General features: G+C 36.2%; 14 protein-coding genes and 1 tRNA gene. 6 read left to right on the top strand and 9 right to left on the bottom strand.

Features of this window, described 5'->3' with window-relative positions; all coding sequences use genetic code 11:
* Positions 1-77: 77 nt before the first annotated feature.
* Complete coding sequence (locus ACN0U3_RS01045) at positions 78-1070, bottom strand: glycosyltransferase family 9 protein (RefSeq protein WP_417264798.1); 993 nt, start codon at positions 1068-1070, stop codon at positions 78-80.
* Positions 1071-1421: 351 nt separating this feature from the next.
* Between ACN0U3_RS01045 and ACN0U3_RS01040 the strand changes: the two genes are divergently transcribed.
* Complete coding sequence (locus ACN0U3_RS01040) at positions 1422-3713, top strand: helix-turn-helix domain-containing protein (protein ID WP_417264797.1); 2292 nt, start codon at positions 1422-1424, stop codon at positions 3711-3713.
* 189 nt (positions 3714-3902) lie between these two features.
* Here the strand turns inward: ACN0U3_RS01040 and ACN0U3_RS01035 are convergent, their stop codons facing one another.
* The 4 genes from ACN0U3_RS01035 to ACN0U3_RS01020 form a co-directional block, all read right to left on the bottom strand.
* The gene (locus ACN0U3_RS01035; protein ID WP_417264796.1) at positions 3903-5177 is read right to left on the bottom strand and encodes a M28 family metallopeptidase; all 1275 of its coding nucleotides are present in this window, start codon (positions 5175-5177) and stop codon (positions 3903-3905) included.
* A complete protein-coding gene (locus ACN0U3_RS01030) occupies positions 5167-5982 on the bottom strand; it encodes a hypothetical protein (RefSeq protein ID WP_417264795.1) in 816 nt (271 codons plus the stop codon). Before ACN0U3_RS01030 ends, ACN0U3_RS01035 begins: the two co-directional genes overlap by 11 nt.
* Positions 5983-6093: 111 nt before the next feature.
* A complete protein-coding gene (hppD, locus tag ACN0U3_RS01025; RefSeq protein ID WP_417264794.1) occupies positions 6094-7254 on the bottom strand; it encodes a 4-hydroxyphenylpyruvate dioxygenase in 1161 nt (386 codons plus the stop codon).
* A gap of 30 nt (positions 7255-7284) precedes the next feature.
* Positions 7285-8445, bottom strand: a complete 1161-nt coding sequence (locus tag ACN0U3_RS01020; protein ID WP_417264793.1) for a homogentisate 1,2-dioxygenase — start codon at positions 8443-8445, stop codon at positions 7285-7287.
* A gap of 287 nt (positions 8446-8732) precedes the next feature.
* Here ACN0U3_RS01020 and ACN0U3_RS01015 point away from each other — a divergent pair, with 287 nt between their 5' ends.
* From ACN0U3_RS01015 to ACN0U3_RS01000, 4 genes are all read left to right on the top strand, one after another.
* A complete protein-coding gene (locus ACN0U3_RS01015; protein ID WP_299202819.1) occupies positions 8733-9689 on the top strand; it encodes an NAD-dependent epimerase/dehydratase family protein in 957 nt (318 codons plus the stop codon).
* A 131-nt stretch (positions 9690-9820) separates the two neighbouring features.
* Positions 9821-10699 (top strand): toxin-antitoxin system YwqK family antitoxin, encoded by an 879-nt coding sequence (locus ACN0U3_RS01010; protein WP_299202822.1) that lies wholly within the window; start codon positions 9821-9823, stop codon positions 10697-10699.
* 100 nt (positions 10700-10799) lie between these two features.
* The gene (cysS, locus tag ACN0U3_RS01005) at positions 10800-12278 is read left to right on the top strand and encodes a cysteine--tRNA ligase (RefSeq protein ID WP_417264792.1); all 1479 of its coding nucleotides are present in this window, start codon (positions 10800-10802) and stop codon (positions 12276-12278) included.
* A gap of 179 nt (positions 12279-12457) precedes the next feature.
* A tRNA-Met gene (locus ACN0U3_RS01000) sits at positions 12458-12530 on the top strand.
* A 238-nt stretch (positions 12531-12768) separates the two neighbouring features.
* On the opposite strand, the gene ACN0U3_RS00995 is transcribed toward ACN0U3_RS01000, so the two are convergent.
* The 3 genes from ACN0U3_RS00995 to ACN0U3_RS00985 all read right to left on the bottom strand — a co-directional run bounded on the left by ACN0U3_RS00995 (position 12769) and on the right by ACN0U3_RS00985 (position 17401).
* Positions 12769-13956, bottom strand: a complete 1188-nt coding sequence (locus ACN0U3_RS00995; RefSeq protein WP_417264791.1) for an acetate/propionate family kinase — start codon at positions 13954-13956, stop codon at positions 12769-12771.
* 9 nt (positions 13957-13965) lie between these two features.
* Positions 13966-16074 (bottom strand): phosphate acetyltransferase, encoded by a 2109-nt coding sequence (gene pta / locus ACN0U3_RS00990; RefSeq protein ID WP_417264790.1) that lies wholly within the window; start codon positions 16072-16074, stop codon positions 13966-13968.
* Positions 16075-16225: 151 nt separating this feature from the next.
* Positions 16226-17401, bottom strand: a complete 1176-nt coding sequence (locus ACN0U3_RS00985) for a metallophosphoesterase (protein ID WP_417264789.1) — start codon at positions 17399-17401, stop codon at positions 16226-16228.
* A 312-nt stretch (positions 17402-17713) separates the two neighbouring features.
* Between ACN0U3_RS00985 and ACN0U3_RS00980 the strand changes: the two genes are divergently transcribed.
* The gene (locus tag ACN0U3_RS00980) at positions 17714-18310 is read left to right on the top strand and encodes a hypothetical protein (protein WP_299202883.1); all 597 of its coding nucleotides are present in this window, start codon (positions 17714-17716) and stop codon (positions 18308-18310) included.
* A gap of 1 nt (position 18311) precedes the next feature.
* Here the strand turns inward: ACN0U3_RS00980 and ACN0U3_RS00975 are convergent, their stop codons facing one another.
* Positions 18312-19559, bottom strand: coding sequence for an LETM1-related biofilm-associated protein (locus tag ACN0U3_RS00975; protein WP_417264788.1), 1248 nt, complete (start codon positions 19557-19559; stop codon positions 18312-18314).
* Positions 19560-19614 lie beyond the last annotated feature (55 nt).

Here is a 19614-nt window from a genome sequence, read left to right as displayed (position 1 = left end):
TTTAAAATTGGTTGTCTGTAAGGGTAACTTTAACCATAGTGTTTTTCAAAAACTCAAAAGGAATAGCCGAAATAGAATTATTTTTTGACTAAAAATGCATCAATCTGCTTTCTAATTCCAAGGATGTTTTGATCGACCATACACTTAAAATGCTTTTTCGGACATTGAGCAAAACCGATTTTTGAACAAGGTCGGCACGACAACCCGTCTACTTGATGAATAGAGTAGGACTGAGGAGCTTGAGGTCGGTAAGGATACATACCCAATTCAGGCACTGTGTTTCCCCATATACTTACAATAGGCAATTCGAATGCTGCGGCGATGTGCATCATTCCGGTGTCATTGGTGATTAATAATTGCGCGTCTTTTACCACTTGAGCTGATTCGTGAATAGTGAGTCCACCGCAAGTATTGTTAATGTTTTGACCGGGCAATAATTGCCTTAGTTTTTCCCCTTCTTCTCGGTCACCTGGTCCACCAACAATAACAATTGGATACGGAAGACCTTTGAGTATTTCACTCATTTGTTCGGCAGGCATTCTTTTGGTTGCAAACTGAGCGCCTATGGCCACTGCAAGATATTTATCTGTAGTTGGAAAACGTTTAGAAAACGATATAAAATCAATTTTAATTCGAAAATCTATTCCTTTGTGATCGTTTTTTACTCCCAAAGGTTTTACTGCTTCAAAATACCGGTCTACAATATGAATGTCTGGCATTAAATTCCATTTGAAATTAACATAAAGCCATTTTTGTACATTCAATTTCGGGAATGAAAAACTGTCTTTACGGAGATGACTTTTTATTTTTGAAGTCCTTAAATTCTTGTGTAAATCAATGACAAAATCAAAATCAGCTGTTTTTAAGTCAGCCAACACCAAATGGTTTTCCTCGCCCCATTCATGTACAAAATCGACATGCGGATTGGTTGAATACAAATCTGAATATTGAATTTTTGTCAAAACATGAAGTTCCACGTTGGGCAATTGCTCTTTGATACAACGCAGAACAGGACTTGTAAGTACAATGTCTCCTATAGAACTGAACCGTATGACAAGAATTTTGGTCATGGGACAAATGTAATAATCAATTACTAATTACATATTGTTTAATTACGAATTGTTTGACCTCGTTTTATAAGGAAGGAATGAACATTCTATTCAATCAAAACGAATTTATCAAACAAAATGTATGGATTAGGAAAGTTTGTAAACCGCCCCTACAAATCCCTTTTTTCTTTGCGAAACTTAATTCCCCTACTCGCCCCAAGAAGTCTTTTATTTTAAAAAACATTTGCTTTCTAATTAACTTTTTCACTATCTTAATTTAGCGATGGATGGAAATAGGCAGGTTTAATCTTGCTGTATCTCCTTCCAAGCATTACTTTAGCAACCACCAAATTTTGGATAAAACAAACGATAATGAAGCAGATTACAGCCGACATTCAATCGCCAGCAGATTTCACAGAGAAGTTCATCAATCAGACGAATCATTCCGTTTTTCTTACCGGAAAAGCTGGGACAGGGAAAACGACCTTACTCAAAAAAATCATTGATTCTACACACAAGAACACGGTAGTTGTTGCACCTACAGGAATTGCAGCCTTAAATGCTGGAGGTGTAACCATTCATTCTTTTTTTCAATTGCCTTTTGCCTCGTTTATTCCTGATTTTGGACAACCTCCTTTCGTGGGTCAGCGTACACAGTTCAATACAAAAAACACCTTACAACAGCATTTTAACCTCAATAAAAAAAGAAAAACGATTTTCTTGAAGTTGGAATTACTTATTGTGGATGAAGTAAGTATGCTTCGTTCGGATTTGTTAGACGCCATGGATTTCATGTTGCGAAAAGTGCGTAGGAACGACACTCCTTTTGGTGGTGTACAGGTTTTGTTTATCGGTGATTTAATGCAGCTTCCACCAATTGTAAAGAGAGAGGAGAAAGGTGTATTGGATCAATATTATGGGGGGAGTTTCTTTTTCCACGCAAAAGTGATTCAAGAGCAACCGCCTTTGTATATCGAATTAGAGAAGATTTATCGCCAAAACGACCCGGAATTCATCGAATTGTTGAATAATTTGAGAAATAATCACATCTCAGATGAGAATGTTGAATTATTGAACAACTATGTGAAGCCAAATTTTGATGCCACCGAGCACGAAGGTTTTATTACTTTAACCACACACAATGCAAAAGCAGATGAAATCAATGATAAAGCTTTAGCAGCTTTGAGCGGAAGATCACGAAATTATGATGCCCAAATCACCAAAAAGTTTCCTGAGCACATGTTCCCAATTCCTAAAACTATGGAATTAAAAGTAGGTGCTCAGGTCATGTTTATAAAGAATGATTTAGCACATGAAAAACGCTATTACAATGGAAAAATTGGGCGTGTAACAGAACTGTCTTCTGATGAAATACGAGTAACTTTTCCGGAAGAAAAGCTCACCATTTCTGTAGAACCTTATGAATGGGAAAATGTGAAATTCAGCTTAGATGAACAATCAGGTGAGATTAAAGAAGAAGTCATTGGAACCTTTGTTCATTTCCCTTTAAAACTTGCTTGGGCCATTACAGTCCATAAGAGTCAGGGTTTGACTTTTGAAAAGGCGGTGTTGGATTTATCAAATGTTTTTGCTCCAGGACAAGCTTATGTTGGTTTGTCGCGTTTGGTTTCTTTGAAAGGCTTGGTGTTGACCAGTCCAATTCGTTTGAATGGATTAAGAAATGATCAACATGTGGTCAATTATGCGAAAAACAAAGCTGATGAAAAGTTGTTGAAACGCAGTTTAGAAATTGGGACGGTTGTTTATTTGCAAAAGCGTTTGCAGAAAACCTTTAATTGGGACGCCATGGTGAGTCGTTGGTTGTCGCTAGAAGCAGCACATAAAACAGCTGGACCAAGAAGTGAAATGGCCAAAAACAAACCTTGGTTTGAAGAACAAGTGAATGCTTTGATGAGCACCTTAGAGCCTTCGCGAAAATTCAGATCACAGCTGATTAGAATATGTCAACCCGATCAAATGGATATCGATGTGCTCTACGAACGATATGAAGCGGCTTATAATTACTTCATGAAAACACTTGAGCCTGTCTTTCGAGGCACCATTAAAAAGCTTCTTTTGCTAGGGAAAAAGACAAGTGTTAAGCAATATTCTGAAGATTTAGCAGAACTAGATGAATTGCTGACTGAAGTTATAATAGATTTAAAAAAATCTAGAAAACTGGTTCAAAACCTTTACAACGGAAAAGAATTATCGAAAGAAAATATTTGGGATGATCAAATCAGGAACTTCAAGATTGCGAAAATTCAAGTTGTAAAAGAAGAGATCCGTCGCGAAAATCCAACCTTGGAAGGACTCGATGAAATGACCATTATTAAAACGAGATCAGAGAAGAAAGACAAGGATAAAAAACCGAAAACATCTACTTTTGATAAAACTTTAGCCCTCTTCGAAAAAGGCAGAACAGTGAAAGAGATTGCCGACGAAAGGGTGTTGACGGAGCGTACGGTCTATAATCACCTAGGCCGATTAGTTAAGGATGAGAAGCTAGAGATTGAGGAGGTTTTGGATCAAGAGAAAATTGAAATTTTACGCGATAAACTGGGTAAAGAAGTCGAAGGAACTTTAACAGAAGCAAAAGAACGTGTAGGAGATAGCATCACATGGGATGAGCTAAGAATTTACCATGCAAGCTGCCTGAGATAAACGAGGGTTTGTAGGAATAATGATGAACGAGGTCGTTTTTGGTTCCACGCCATCAATTGTTTCAAATGCTGTGGTGCTAACCTATCTGTAGAAGCCTGATTTGATGAGTTTTTTAATCCCTTAGGGAATGGAACTTATTTTCAAACTGTAAGCGGTTCATTGTAGCAACCCAATTTGAAAATAGAGAATTTATAGCTTTTCAATAAACTCAACAAGCAACTTAACAATGTTGTCGTATGCAGCAAAGGATAGTTCTTCGTAGGTATCATGAACATCATGATAGTTTTTGTTTGGGCCCATCGTATAGATAAAAAATGAAGGAACCCCTTTGACATGAAAATGGTAATGGTCGCTGTTGGCTGTTTCCCCCCTTGACTTCACAGTGCTTAAATACTCTTGTTTATCATTGATGCACTTCAAGAGTTCGAATTCTTTTTCTAAAAGACGGCCATTCACAGCAGTGATTCCTTCTTCACCGCTTCCCATAATGTCTAAATTGAGCAGGAACTTGATCTTTGAGAAATCTAAAGATTTACTTTTTACAAAATACTCTGAGCCAAGAAGACCAGCTTCTTCTCCTGCAAAAGCGATGAACACCATATTATATTCACTTGGATTGTTGATAAAATGATCAGCCATCGATATCAACATTGCTGTTCCACTTGCATTATCATTTGCTCCTGGAAAATAAGTTTGTGGAGAGGTTCCCATTCCACCCAAATGATCATAATGAGCTGTAAACACAATTGTTTTTGCTTTTTTCTTTTTCGCAGGAATAACACCTACAACATTTTTGCTTTCGAAGTTTTTAATAAATTCTGCTTCAATTTCAACCTTAATCTTTGATTTTGGGTTAATCTTCCCTTCTTTGATATGTAAAATCGGAAATTGCAACTGCTTTCTACCCACCGACCATGTAAATTTTTGGTCTGTTTCATAGACCACAGCACCGATTATTGCCAGGGCATTGAATTGGTAAACAGCACTATAAGCCTCTTGGACACTCATGTCAGAAAGGTTAATGTAAAAACCGTTGTATTCTCCAACGCGTACTTTTTCCACCATAGGATCCAGCAAACGATGATTGGATAAAACACTCGTATCCACTTCAATTAAGTTTAATTCACCATTAAAGGAACCTGAAGATTCACCCACCAAAAAGTCTACTCCAGGAACAAGGGGTTTCCCATCAATATTGACTTCAATAATTCCTGGGAATGTATTAACATTAAATGAAAAAGGTTGAAAATAAGAACTATCTCCGAAATATGGTTTTAGTCCTGCTTTCTCAAATTCATCTCTAAGGAAATCAGCAGCTTTATTGACGCCATTGTTAACATAACCACGACCATAAAGTGAGTCACTGCATAAAACTTCAGTAACACGTCGTGCTTTCTCTACCTGCCCAAAAGACAGAAAAGAAAGAAGTAGCATGAGGAAAGTTAAGGTTGATTTAATGAACATATCGTCTAATAATTAGATGGGCAAATTCATCCACTGCCGGTTGGTCTTTGTCCCAGTTTTCTTGTGCTGCAATTTCACTTAATTTTTTTAGCGCAACTTCATTATTATCGAATTGGTCCAATTCATCAAGGACTGCGTTGTATACATTAGAATCTCCACCGAAAAGTTCACCTATGAACAATAAGCGGTCATTTAAGCCAATTGCACCTTTAAGTGAATCAATTTTTGAAGTTCCTAGTTTATCTCCAGCCGCTTGCTTGTATGCTTTCGAGAATCGTTCATAAAAAATAGTTGATTGCTGACCATTGCTGTTTGAACTTGTTTCAGGTGGAATTGGTGGCGTATCATCTTCGTGTTTTTCAACCACTGTTTCTTCCTTATCCACAGGCGCGGGTTTTTCTTCAACCAGAGGCTTTTGTTCCTCTTTCGCATCAGCAAGAGGGCTTACTTTTGAATCATCAAATTCTCCAGAGAAATCAAATTGAATTTCCCCAGGAGAAGCCTCTTTGTTTGTAGTTGATGTGGGTTGTTCCACTTGCGATTTAGCATCTTCAACAACTTCTGGTTTAACATCGGGAGTGGGTGTTGGAACAGATGCTGAAGAATGTGGGTCTTTCTGATTTCCCTCACCATAAACACGGGCTTCTTTAGCTTTGTAGTTTAATATAATCGCTCTTTCATACAGTTTTCTTGAAAGTGTTTCAAACTCTTCCAATTCATCTTTCGATAACTTAGAAGTTGAAAGTTGATTGCTCAATTCCTTTAAACGAGAGCTAATGGACTGAAGTGTGTCAAATGAAGTCATAAAATCAAAAAATATTTAGAGTATCAAAATTAGTCAAAATGAATCAGAAATGATAACACCTTCCTCCAAAATACGGAAGAAGGTGTTAACAAACTTAAAAAGCAATAAGGATTATAAAGTACCTCTTAATTCTTGCTCACGTTCGATAGATTCGAATAAGGCTTTAAAGTTTCCAGCACCAAATCCTTTAGCACCCATTCTTTGAATTACTTCGAAGAATAAAGTTGGACGGTCTTCTACTGGTTTGGTAAATATTTGCAATAAATATCCTTCTTCATCAGCGTCAATCATAATTCCTAATTCCATCAATTTATTGATGTCTTCTTGTAGTTTATGATTGTGCTTGTCTAAACGAACAGGTACATCTTCATAATAAGTTTTAGGAGGTGTACTTAAGAATTCAACTCCACGTGAGCGCATTTCAGCTACTGTTTTTAGAATATCATCTGTTGCTACAGCGATGTGTTGAACTCCAGGCCCTTCGTAAAAATCAAGGTATTCTTCAATTTGTGATTTTTTCTTTCCTTCTGCAGGCTCGTTAATCGGGAATTTAATACGTCCATTTCCGTTAGACATTACTTTAGACATCAAAGCAGAATATTCCGTGGTAATTTGTTTGTCATCGAATGAAAGGAAGTTCACAAAGCCCATTACATCTTCGTACCACTTCACCCATGTGTTCATTTCGTTCCAACCAACGTTCCCTACCATGTGGTCAATGAATTTCAATCCTACTGGCTCAGGGTTATAATCAGACTCCCATTTAACATAACCCGGTAGGAACTCTCCTTTATAGTTTTTACGTTCAACAAACATATGAACAGTTTCACCGTAAGTATAGATTCCTGCACGAACAACTTCACCGTGCTCATCTTTTTCAACTGTAGGTTCCATGTACGATTTTGCACCTCTTTTGATGGTTTCTTCATAAGATTTACGTGCGTCATCAACCCATAAAGCAACGATTTTCACCCCATCACCATGTTTTTTTACATGCTCTCCAATGGGTGAGTCACTTTTTAAAGCTGTGGTTAATACAATACGTATTTTATCTTGTTTTAAAACATAAGAAGCCCTGTCCTTAACTCCAGTTTCTAATCCCGCATATGCGTGAGATTGAAAACCGAAAGCAGTTTTGTAAAAGTGAGCTGCTTGTTTTGCGTTACCTACATAAAATTCAACGTAATCAGTTCCTAATAAAGGAAGAAAGTCTTGCGCTCCTTCAAATATTTTCTCTAATCCGTATTCTACATTTTTAATCTCTTTTGCCATTGCACTATTGTTTATAATTATAAATCTTTTTTAATCTTCTAGCCAGCTATAAGCATAGTCTTTGTCACTAATGTCTAAAGCTGTTTGAGTTAGTTTAAGCGGTTTAAAGGTATCCACCATTACTGCCGTTTCACCTGTTTCTTTCTTTCCGATACTCCTTTCCATAGCCCCTGGGTGTGGTCCATGAGGAACGCCCATTGGGTGTAAGGAAATAAAACCTTTTTCCACATGGTTTCTCGACATAAAATCTCCGTCTACATAGTATAATAACTCATCAGAGTCAATGTTACTATGGTTGTATGGAGCAGGAACTGCTTCCGGATGATAGTCATAGAGTCGAGGTACGAAAGAACAAATCACAAAGTTATGCGCTTCGAAATTTTGGTGAATTGGAGGAGGTAAATGTACACGACCAGTGATTGGTTCAAAATCCTTAATGTTAAAAGCATAAGGGAAGTTGTATCCATCCCAACCAATCACATCAAAAGGATGCGAAGCATACGTTAAATGATGCAGTGCGTTTTCCTTTTTAATTTTAATTAGGAAATCTCCTTTTTCATCATGTGTTTCTAGTTCACTCGGAGCACGGAAGTCACGCTCACAAAAAGGAGAATGTTCCATTAGCTGTCCAAAGCCATTTCTATATCTTTTCGGAGTGTATATAGGCGAAAATGATTCAACAATAAACAATCTATTGTCAGGACCATCAAAATGAATTTGATAAATAATCCCCCTAGGAACAATAAGGTAATCGCCAGGACCAAATGGAATATTTCCAAGCATGGTTTTAAGCGTTCCTGTGCCTTCATGAACAAAAAGCATTTCATCTGAATCTGCGTTTTTGTAGAAGTAATCTGTCATTGAATTTTGGGGTGAAGCAAGCGCAATGTTTAAATCATTGTTAAACATCACAATTTTTCTACTGGCAAGAAAATCTTCTTCAGGTTTAACTTGAAATCCATTTAACATTTGAGCACGAACACTTTTATCAAGCGCTGCAACGGGTGTTAAATCGATAGTCTTCCCAAAATCTTTAACCATTGTTGGGCGATGAACATGATAAATTAAAGAGGCAGTGCCACTGAAACCTTCAGTTCCGAAAAGTTGTTCATAATAGTAACCACCTTCTTCTTTTTTAAATGTGGTATGTCTTTTATGAGGAATTTTACCAAGTTTTGTATAAAACGGCATAAAATCGAATTTTAAAGTAAATAGTTAATTAGAAAGTAGGAAGTTGAAAAAACAAGCGTAAAATCATTCAGGATCGCGCTTAAGTAACGATTTCTTTTTGAAATTTATAGATCCAAATTCATTCATAAAAAAATGCTTAGTTCCCACAAATATATAAAAATCAAATGGCTAAAAAAATTAATGTCAACAGAGAAGTAAAACAATTTTTTTCATCAACAAATTTCCTCTATTATAATTTATAAATCCTCTCAAGTCCTTATATTCGCAACATCAAATAATGTAGTGTAATGAAAAAAGTTTTAGTAATTGGTGCCGGTGGACAAATAGGGACAGAGCTTGTTCTTTTATTGGAAGACAAATTTGGTAAAGAAGCTGTTTTGGCCTCTGACATCAAAGAGGAGTGTCCTCAAGCACTAGCCCATTCTAATTATATTTCTTTAAACGTTTTAGACAAAGAGAAATTAAGCGCTATTGTAAAAGAAGAAGGGATTACTGATGTATACCTTTTGGCTGCTTTACTTTCCGCAACAGCAGAAAAGAACCCTAAGTTTGCTTGGGAATTGAACATGGAAGGACTTTTTAATGTTTTAGACTTAGCCAAAGATGGACATTTAAAGAAAATATTTTGGCCTAGTTCTATTGCTGTTTTTGGACCGACAACTCCAAAAATAAACACACCACAACATACGATAATGGAGCCCAGCACTGTTTATGGAATTTCTAAACAAGCAGGTGAACAGTGGTGTGCCTACTACCATGAAAAATATGGAGTTGATGTTCGCAGTATACGCTACCCAGGATTAATTTCATACACCAGTTTGCCTGGAGGTGGAACAACAGATTACGCAGTAGATATTTTTTATCATGCAAAGCAAAATGGAGAGTACACTTCATTTTTAAATGCAGACACCGCACTTCCTATGATGTATATGGATGATGCGGTAAGAGCAACTGTCGAATTAATGGAAGCGCCCGCAGAAAAGATTAAAGTGAGAAATTCTTATAATTTAGGAGGGATTAGCTTTACCCCCGAAGAATTGTCCAACGAAATTAGGAAACATTTACCGAGTTTTGAAATCAATTATGCACCTGACTTTAGACAAGAAATTGCAAGCTCTTGGCCGCAGTCAATAAACGACGATAATGCGGTTAAAGACTGGGGATGGAAACAAGAGTATGACTTGAAGAAGATGGTGGCTTTAATGTTAGACAAGGTAGACCCAAAAGCGTATTTTAAAGGTTAGCAGTACAAACATCCTATTCGTCTAAAAAAATAGTGTCTTGGTCTAAAAAGTTGTTTCAATTTTTTCGTTTTTTGAAAACTTTACTTACATTGCTACTGCGCTATACTTATAAAAACTAATTTGCGATAAACATGAAGACTTTATTTTGGACACTATTTTGCTTTTGCGCTTTGAATAGCTATGCTAGTTCAACGCCAGATGTTAAGCTTGATGCAGAGCAAGAAGAACCAAAAATCAATCAGAAAGACGAGCAAGGAAGAAAGCAAGGACTTTGGATATTTTTAGGTAAAGATCAACCAGAAAAAGGATATCCAATGGAAGGAAAAATTGCTGAAGGTCCATTTGAAAATGATCGTAAACATGGTCGTTGGATCATGTACTACAACGATGGAGAAACGCCGAAGACAGAAGGAGAATACGTTAACAATAGACCCAATGGCGCCTTTATTAAATATCATCCTAACGGAAAAATCAAAGAAGAAGGAACTTTTAATAAACGCGTTTATGCTGATTCCTTAAAAAGATATAATGAAGAAGGTGTTTTAATTTATGTAAGTAATCATGATGAGACAGGAAAAGAGTCTGGAACAGTAAAACATTTCCATGACAATGGTAACCCCGAATTTGTTTATGAAGCCGTGAATGGTGTTCCAACTGGAAAAGCAACAAGATATTGGCCGAATGGTGACATCAAGGAGGAAATCATTTATGGAGCAAACGGAATGGTCGAGGAAACCACTGGAGAAATCGCACGTGTAAACGCAGAGGTAACTGTAAAAAAACCAGGAAGCGAAAACGTAAAACTTCCACCCAAACCAAAAACAGATAGAAAGTTCAAACCAAACGGTTACAATAAAGTCTATAACGACGACAAAGAATTGTGGATGGAAGGAGAGTTCCACGACGGACTATTGAAAGATGGACGCTTGTATGTATATGACGAAGACGGTTTGTTATTCAAAGTCGAAGTATACAAAGACGGAAAGTACCACTCTGACGGACAACTATAAAAAGCAATAGAAAAGATATTATTTAAGGGAATCTACGGGTTCCCTTTTTTTTGCATTAATTTTTGTAATTTCGCAAGTGTATTTTTCAAACCAAATATCCATGAAATATAAAGAGAACAAACTTAAAATAAGCAACAGCCTAACAGGCGAAAAAGAAGTGTTTGAATCCATCTTAGATGGATTTGTTGGTCTTTATGTTTGTGGACCGACTGTATATAGTCATGTGCACTTAGGAAACTGCCGTACTTTTATTTCTTTTGATGTGATTTATCGCTATTTATTACATTTAGGATATAAAGTGAGGTATGTGAGAAATATCACCGATGCTGGTCACCTCGAAAATGATGCAGAAGAAGGTGAAGATAAAATTGCAAAAAAAGCAAGATTAGCACAGCTTGAACCTATGGAAATTGTTCAGCGTTACACTTTAGATTTTCATAAAGTTTTGAATCAATTTAATAATCTTCCACCAAATATTGAACCTACTGCAACAGGACACATCATTGAGCAGATTGAAATGATTTTAGAGATTATAGATAATGGATTTGCATATGAATCTAATGGCTCTGTCTATTTTGATGTTGAGAAATACAACGAAAGCAATAACTATGGGGAACTTTCGAAACGAAAAATTGAAGATCTTGTTTCTGGAACACGTTCTTTAGAAGGGCAGGAAGAAAAAAAATCTCCTCTTGATTTTGCTTTGTGGAAAGATGCAAAACCTGAACATATTATGAAATGGCCTTCTCCTTGGGGGCTTGGTTTCCCAGGATGGCACTTGGAGTGTTCTGCCATGAGTACAAAATACTTGGGAGAACAATTTGATATACATGGTGGGGGAATGGATCTAAAGTTTCCTCACCACGAATGTGAGATCGCACAAGGTACTGCAGCCAACGGGCAAAAACCGGTGAATTATTGGATGCACGCCAACATGCTGACCTTGAACGGGAAGAAAATGAGTAAATCGACAGGAAACACCTTGTTACCAGAAGAGTTGTTTTCTGGAGAAAACGAAGTGTTGGGTCGTGCCTACCATCCCATCGTTGTAAGGTTCTTTATGATGCAAGCACACTATGCAAGTGTATTAGACTTTAGCGCAGAAGCACTGAACGCATCTGAAAAAGGATTTACCCGTTTAATGGAAGCGGTAAAAATGATCAAAGAAGTAAAAACCAACGAATCAACATCTTTTGATGTAGACGGATTGATTCAGAAGTTTTACGATGCAATGAATGATGACTTTAACACACCAATTTTAGTTGCTCATTTATTTGATGCCGCAAAATTTATTCAAGCTGTACAATCAGGTAAAGAAACGATTTCAGCAGCAGACCGAGAAAAACTTTCGGAGGCATTAAATGCTTTTGTATTTGATATACTTGGATTAACCGAGATTTCAGAAGACAATTCAGACAATGGTAGTTTAGATACAGTCATGGAGTTGGTACTTCAAATGCGTCAACAAGCCAGAGAAAATAAAGATTGGACAACAGCCGATGCGATTCGTGATAAATTAAATGAGGCCAATATTGTTGTAAAAGACGAAAAAGATGGTGCAACATGGAAGATCCAATAGAATCATAAAGATTTACCTAGAGTTAAACCTTTGAACTGTTGATTTTTAAGGATTATTTGCAAATTAATCTTTTTAAAAGTTTTGAATTCGATAAATAGTCCGTATATTTGCAACCCGTTTGGATACGGAAAGCGCAACGCAATAGCGCCAAAATTAGATAAAATTACATAAAGATATATTGCGGGGTGGAGCAGTTGGTAGCTCGTCGGGCTCATAACCCGAAGGTCATAGGTTCGAGTCCTGTCCCCGCTACTAAAAACCAGAGTGAAAATGAGAGCGAAAGCAAACATTATCCTCTGGTTTTTTTCTTCTGCACTCTTCTCTATTTTTCACTCTATGCTATTGGATCAAAATCTATTGATGCGGGATTCATCCCGCATTCAATGATTTAAGCCTCTAAACCACTAGCCGTTTCAACGGCTTTTGCATTGATTTAAAAAAGATGTTTCATTAAAGTTTTAAGCATAAAAGTGGTTAAAACCACTACTTGCTAGGCCTTAACCAATAAATTATAGGATTGCTTTGCAATTTCAATCTCTTCATTTGTAGGAATGACCAACACTTTCACTTTCGAATCATCTGTGCTGATTTCTCGCAATTCATTTGATTTCACCTTGTTCTTAACTTCGTCAAACCCAACTCCTAGATATTCCATATCCTCACACACCATCTTTCGAATCAAGTTTGCATTTTCACCAATTCCTGCTGTAAAAATTATAGCATCAAGGCCATTCATTGCGGCTGTGTAAGAACCAATGTATTTCTTGATGCGGTAGGTGTTCATGGCCAAGGCAAGTTGACAATCCTTATTCCCATTTTCTGCTTCAGCAATAATATCTCTCAAATCACTGTAACCAGTTAAGCCTAACATGCCGCTTTTTTTCGTGAGTAGATTGTTCACTTCTTCAACCGTGTAGCCTAGGGTATTCACCATATAGAAAACAGCACCATGATCTATGTCTCCACTTCGTGTACCCATAATTAAACCGTTTGAAGGTGTAAATCCGAGGCTGTGATCAATGCTTTGTCCATCTTTTACCGCTGTCATGCTACAACCATTTCCTAAATGAACGGTAATGATTTTTGATTTTTTCAGGTCCAAATATTCAATCGCTTTTTGAGAAACATACTTATGACTTATCCCATGAAATCCATACACTTGTATGCCTGCTTCGAAAAAAGTGTTTGATATAGCGTATCTTTTTGCTTTATCAGGAATTGTTTGATGAAATGCAGTGTCGAAAACTGCAACTTGTTTTGCCGAAGGGAAGAGTTTTTCTGCAACAATAATCCCTTCCAAATTGGCGGGGTTGTGCAGAGGCGCCAGTGGAAAGCTTTTCTTAATTTCTGCTTTCACTTTTGAAGTAATTAAAATAGTATTTGAAAATGAATTTCCACCATGCACCACACGATGTCCAATAACTTCGATTTCAGCGGTGTTTTTAATCACTCCTTGTTCAGGATCCAATAAAAGGTCGACCATTTTTTGAAGTCCTAGTTTGAACGATTCAATAGGCTGTACTTTTTTTAGGTTAACCTTTTCTGTTTTATAGTTAATTACGGCATCTTGATGGCCTATTCGTTCGAGTAAACCACTACAAACCAGTTTTTCAGAAGGCATTTCTATCAATTGAAATTTTATTGAAGAGCTTCCTGAATTAAGTATTAAAATATTCATTATTGTTGATTAACTTTCTTGTGCTTGAATTGCTGTTACAACAACGGTATTAAAAATATCATCAATTGTACAACCTCTGCTTAAATCGTTCACTGGTTTATTTAACCCTTGAATTATTGGTCCAATAGCCAAGGCCTTAGTTTCTCTTTGAACTGCTTTGTAAGTATTGTTTCCTGTATTCAAATCTGGAAAAATAAACACATTGGCTTGTCCAGCTACTTCAGAATCGGGGAGTTTTAGTTTACCTACCTTAATGTCTACAGCTGCATCATATTGAATGGGGCCTTCTACTTTCAAATCTGGTCTTTTTCTTTTGATGATTTCTGTAGCTTCTCGGACCCTCACCACGTCTTCTCCAACTCCTGATGTGCCGGATGAATAAGAAAGCATTGCAATTTTTGGATCAATGTCAAAAGCAACACTAGTCGCAGCAGAAGAAATAGCTATTTCTGCTAATTGTTCTGCCGTTGGATTAGGGTTAATGGCACAGTCTCCATATACTGAAACCCGATCTTCTAAACACATGAAAAACACAGATGATACGATAGATGCTTCAGGCTTTGTTTTAATAAACTGAAGGGCTGGTAAAATGGTGTGTTGTGTGGTGTGAATAGCTCCCGAAACCATTCCGTCGGCATGACCTTTATATACCATCATTGTTCCATAATAGGAAACATCTTCCATGAGGTCTTTGGCCATTACTAGATTTACATTTTTATGCTTTCTAAGTTCGAAAAGCGTTTCTGCATAATCATCAAAGTGAATTGATTCTACTGGGTTTATGATATTGATTTTGTCCAAGTCTAAAGCCAGGTCTAAGGCCATTATCTTTTCTTCAATTTCTTTTCTCTCACCCAACAAAGTTATTTCTGCTGCATCAACATCGATTAATTGCTTTGTTGCCCTTAAAATACGCTCGTCTAAACCTTCAGGCAAAACAATGTGCTTACGTTCTGATTTTGCTTTTTTCAATAAGTTGTATTGAAACATACGCGGTGTAATTCCTTCCGTTTCAAAAGTAATTAAGCGTTCGATCAAGTCATCAACTTTTACATACTTTTCAAAGTCTTTGATAGAGGTAGAAATCTTCTGTTTATTCTCTGCATAAATTTGCGATTTAATTGCTCCAATTGCATTAACCACTGCAAATGTTCCGCCATCAACAGCAATAATAGGTACAACATCTGAAAGTCCTTCTATTAATTTATTGATCGACTCCTCGGGAATTAATCCACCTGTCAAAACAATACCTGAAATCGAAGGATAGTTTTCGGAAACATTGGCCTGTAAAGCTCCCAAAATCAAGTCAGCTCTGTCTCCCGGTGTGATCACCAAACTGTCTTCTTTTAATAAATGATTCAAATAATTGGGTAATTGCATTGCTCCTACGCTAAAGTATCCTGCTTGATTATTGATATAAGCTTCACCAAAAAGAATTTTTGCATTGAGCACTTCTACAATTTCTTTTATGGATGGATTCGCTAAGATGGGATTCAACGGGATGGCATTTACAATGACTTCTGAAGGAAAGTATTTTTCTAATTCAGAAACGACCAGTTGAATATTTTGCTGTTCTACCTTGTTTCCAATAACCGACAAAACTTGAACTCCTTTATCTTCAAAAGAGTCATAAGCCAAATGTAGACTGTCAACAAGCTCATTCAAAGTTTTTCCTATGCCACTTTCAAGAATAATGGCTGGAACTCCAAGGTTTTTAGCAATTAAAACGTTGATGTCAAATTCACCGATAGACCCTTTGCCTGAAAAACTTGTCCCTTCAACCAAAACAAAGTCAAAACGATCCTCAACTGCTTTGAATTTTTCAATGATCTTACTGATTATTTCATCGTCTTTATTGTCATGTTTTTTTTGAATGACCTCACTTCTTGTAAAAGCATAAGCATCTTCAAACTTTAAGTCTAAATTAAAGTAATTGAGTACTGTGTTGATGTGGTTGTCGACTCCTCCTTCTTCAAAATCGTCTATAATAGGCCTGAAATAGCCTACTTTTGATACTTTCCCTAGCAATAATTGCATTAATCCTAATGAAATTATCGATTTACCACTATTGGGTTCGGTAGTTGCAATATATACTGCTTTATTGGTTGCTCTCTTCATCTTTAGCTTACCTTCTGGTTTTTTATACTCAACCTGTTACAGCTAACAAAGCTAACAATTTGACCCTATAAAGCAAAGGCAAAAACACATTAAAAGCGGCCTAAAATTAAGGGAGAAAAGCAAGGGTTAATCCAAAAAGTTTTGAACTTTTTTAATTTTTTAATTCAATTAAGGTAAGCTCAGGTCGCATGCCTATTCTTGCAGGAAGTCCTAACCATCCCAATCCCCTATTGACGTACAAGTATTGTCCATTTTCTTCATATAAACCTGCCCAATGTTTGAACTTATATTTAATGGGACTCCACTTTAGGTTTTTATATTGAAAACCTGCTTGCATTCCATGGGTGTGACCAGATAAAGTTAAGGCAATATCAGTTTTATGAAGCACCTCTTCTGTCCAATGTGTTGGGTCGTGAGAAAGAAGGATCTTAAACGGAACAGTTTTGGCTTTTTCAAGGGTTTTAATTAAATTTCCATATTGTTTAAAAGGAGGCTTCCCCCAATTCTCAACCCCTAGAATTGCAATATTTTGCTTCTCTATTGTATCAATGTACGCCTCATTCAACAAAAGTTTAAATCCAATCGTTTTGTAAAAGTGCTGAATCAAATCATGGTTTTGTTTTTTCGCTTTAGGACTCTTCCATTTGCTATAATCACCGTAATCATGATTCCCCAGAATGGCGAACTTTCCTCTTTTTGCCTTCAAGGGTTTGAAAACCTTATCCCATCCACGTAATTCTACAGCATAATTATTGACTAAATCTCCTGTGATGAAAATATAATCGGGCTTCAAATCATTAATAATTTGAATTGCAGGATTTAGTTTATGGTAAGCGTAATTGAAACTACCAAGGTGTAGATCTGAGATTTGAACTATTCTTAACCCATTAAATGAAGAGGGAAGTAAAGGATGTTGAATGGTGGTACTATAAACTTTGAATTTATAAACGGCTTTAAAAATTCCATACAAGATAACCATAAAAGGAAGTAAACCAGACAACAACCCAGCAATTGAAATGACCAATAAAGATTGATTTTCAGAGAATAGGAAATGAGTGAAATACAGAACCGAAAATACAATTACGAAAATCAACTTTGGGGCAAATGATAAGATTCCTAGTCCGTAGAATCTTGAAATCAAAACCTGTTTTCTTATGGGGTTAATCTTATCTAAAGTGAGCTTCAAAACTAAAATAGAGGTCACTAAACCAATGGTAAACAACCAAAAAAGAATAAAAATGATTGTTTTTAAAATCTCAAAATCCAATAACTGAGTGATGGATTGCAACCAGTAAAAGGTGAATGCATCAATCAATAATATCGCCACACACAATAAAATTATTTTAAAGAGAGAAACAGATTTCATGGACTTTATTCTACAATATAAACATATTTTGAATAAAAAATGAGAAGTTATCCAAAGCTATTAAAAAGACTTTCCTAACCTTATTGTTGACAGCTTAAATCAACAAGAAATTTGGTTTTTAATGGCTTTTTTTAGCTCCTTAAGTTAAGTCAAAAATTTGAGAAATCAAGTCTTTAAAAGCCAATAGAGACAACAATAAACTTTTTAATTTAGGCGCATAATTAATTATATTTTACTATTTTCGAGCCTGCACTATACTTAAAAGATTCAGAAATGAAAAAAATATACTTAACGTTTGGATTACTTTCTTTAGGAATGATGTTTTCATCGTGTGAAGAGGAGGTTGAAGAAGTAAACGGTATTAGAGTGGAGTATCCAGAAGAGTTGGATGATCTCGATGAGTTCGAAGCGTTTAGTTTAAAGCCTTATAATATTGAAGCTTTAATTTATATTCCAGATGCTACTGCCAACATTGGAGCTTCTACCGCTCCTGAAATGATTCACGAATTAAATGGTTATCAATGGGACTTGCGTGTTGGTCAAAACTTTCATCTCACTATTGAAGATTGGGGTACCGATGATGCATTCAAGGACTATTTAATGCAGCTTGAAGATCAAAAAGTATATACGATAGAATTTCTAGAGAAAGAAGATAACTTTGCTTACTATAAAGCAAAATTAAATGTAAAAGGTAAAGGAGATAACGAAAATGTTGGAGTAGAGCATACTACCTATCATGTCGTTGCACAACACACTATTGAAGGAGTGAATTATTTGTTTAAAACAAACAAAGATGGACACCCAAAACCAATTACAGACTACATGGCGAAATCTGTGAAAAGCGTAAAACCAATTACTGAAGCTTCTTAAACTAGTTGGTTTCGTTGTTTTTGAACGCCGACGGAATTAAATCTGGTACGATTTTTAAAATCAAAGGCAATAGAATCATTCCTCCTGGTAACATAAAAATGGCTAATGCTGGAAGGCTTTTGGCCAAGTCCTTAAATTGAGATTTGACCTTCTCCTTTTCTTCTTGAGTCAACTCTTGCTGTAAAGATTTATTCACCAGGCTAATTAACTCTTTGCTTTCTCTTAATTCTTCAACGAATTTATCTTTGTTTCGACCAAGAATTTTGATCCATCGCTTTGAAAAGTTCCCATATAGTTGCTCATAAGATGATCTTTCCTGAAGAAAAGTAATCTTATGGTTGTTCTCCATTACAAAGCGTTCGATGAGAATTATGGAACGTTTTAGTTGCTCATGACTTACGCCCAAATGTTTACACAGCTTATACAGTGTAGTGATTTCGTCGTTCATTGCTGAAAGGTCAGAATGAACAGTTAAGACGGCCATGTCGATAAGATAAAACTTGTAGAGTTCATCAGCGTCCGTAGGCAATGTGATATCATCAATGCTGATGTTATCGTCTGCTAGTTTCTGCTTGAACTCCTTCTTGGAATGATCATCCATGTTGGAAGAGGCCAAGTAAATAGAAAGAATTTGCTCTTCTGAATCTTCAATAACATGGTCAACCAAAGACATTGCTCCAACGGTATTCAATGCTCCTAAAACGAATGTGTTATAACTTTCTTTTAGGTGTTTTTCGTTGATCAGAAAGGAATGGAAGGCCAATACATCCAAGTAAACTAAACTATTGTTTAGGTAACTCACCCACAATTGATTACTTAAGGTTCTTTTGATGTGAACACGTCTTTTTAAAATACTTTCTACCTTTACTTGATCACTTTCTTTGAATAACATTTTAAATACATTGATGGAGTGACCATCTTTGTATTGCTCGTAAAAACTGAGTAAAGAAGAGATGAATTCGGCTTTGACAAATTCTTTTTTCTCAGATTTGTACATCAACAACAAGCATTCAAACAGCAAGAAGGAAGTTTTTTCATCTGTAGTCCACTTGGCCAAAATGCTTTCATCTTTGAAAAACAAGAATTCACTAGGGAATCCAAATACAATCCCTGAATTAAAGAAAACATTGTGTAAAAAAGAAGATTGAGACAAGTAATGCGGTTGATTCAGGGACTCTAAATCAATTATTCCTTCATCTACCAAAGAAAAGTATTTGTCTATCCAATTTTTTGAACCCGGTTGTATCATAATTATTTTACGCTGAATTAAATTTAAAGATAAATAAACTCTACTTTATTTACGA

It is taken from the genome of Brumimicrobium sp., assembly GCF_048268645.1.
Classification (GTDB): domain Bacteria; phylum Bacteroidota; class Bacteroidia; order Flavobacteriales_D; family Crocinitomicaceae; genus Brumimicrobium; species Brumimicrobium ulvae.
Note: the sequence above shows the minus strand (reverse complement) of the source record. Positions and strands in the feature narration are given on the sequence as shown.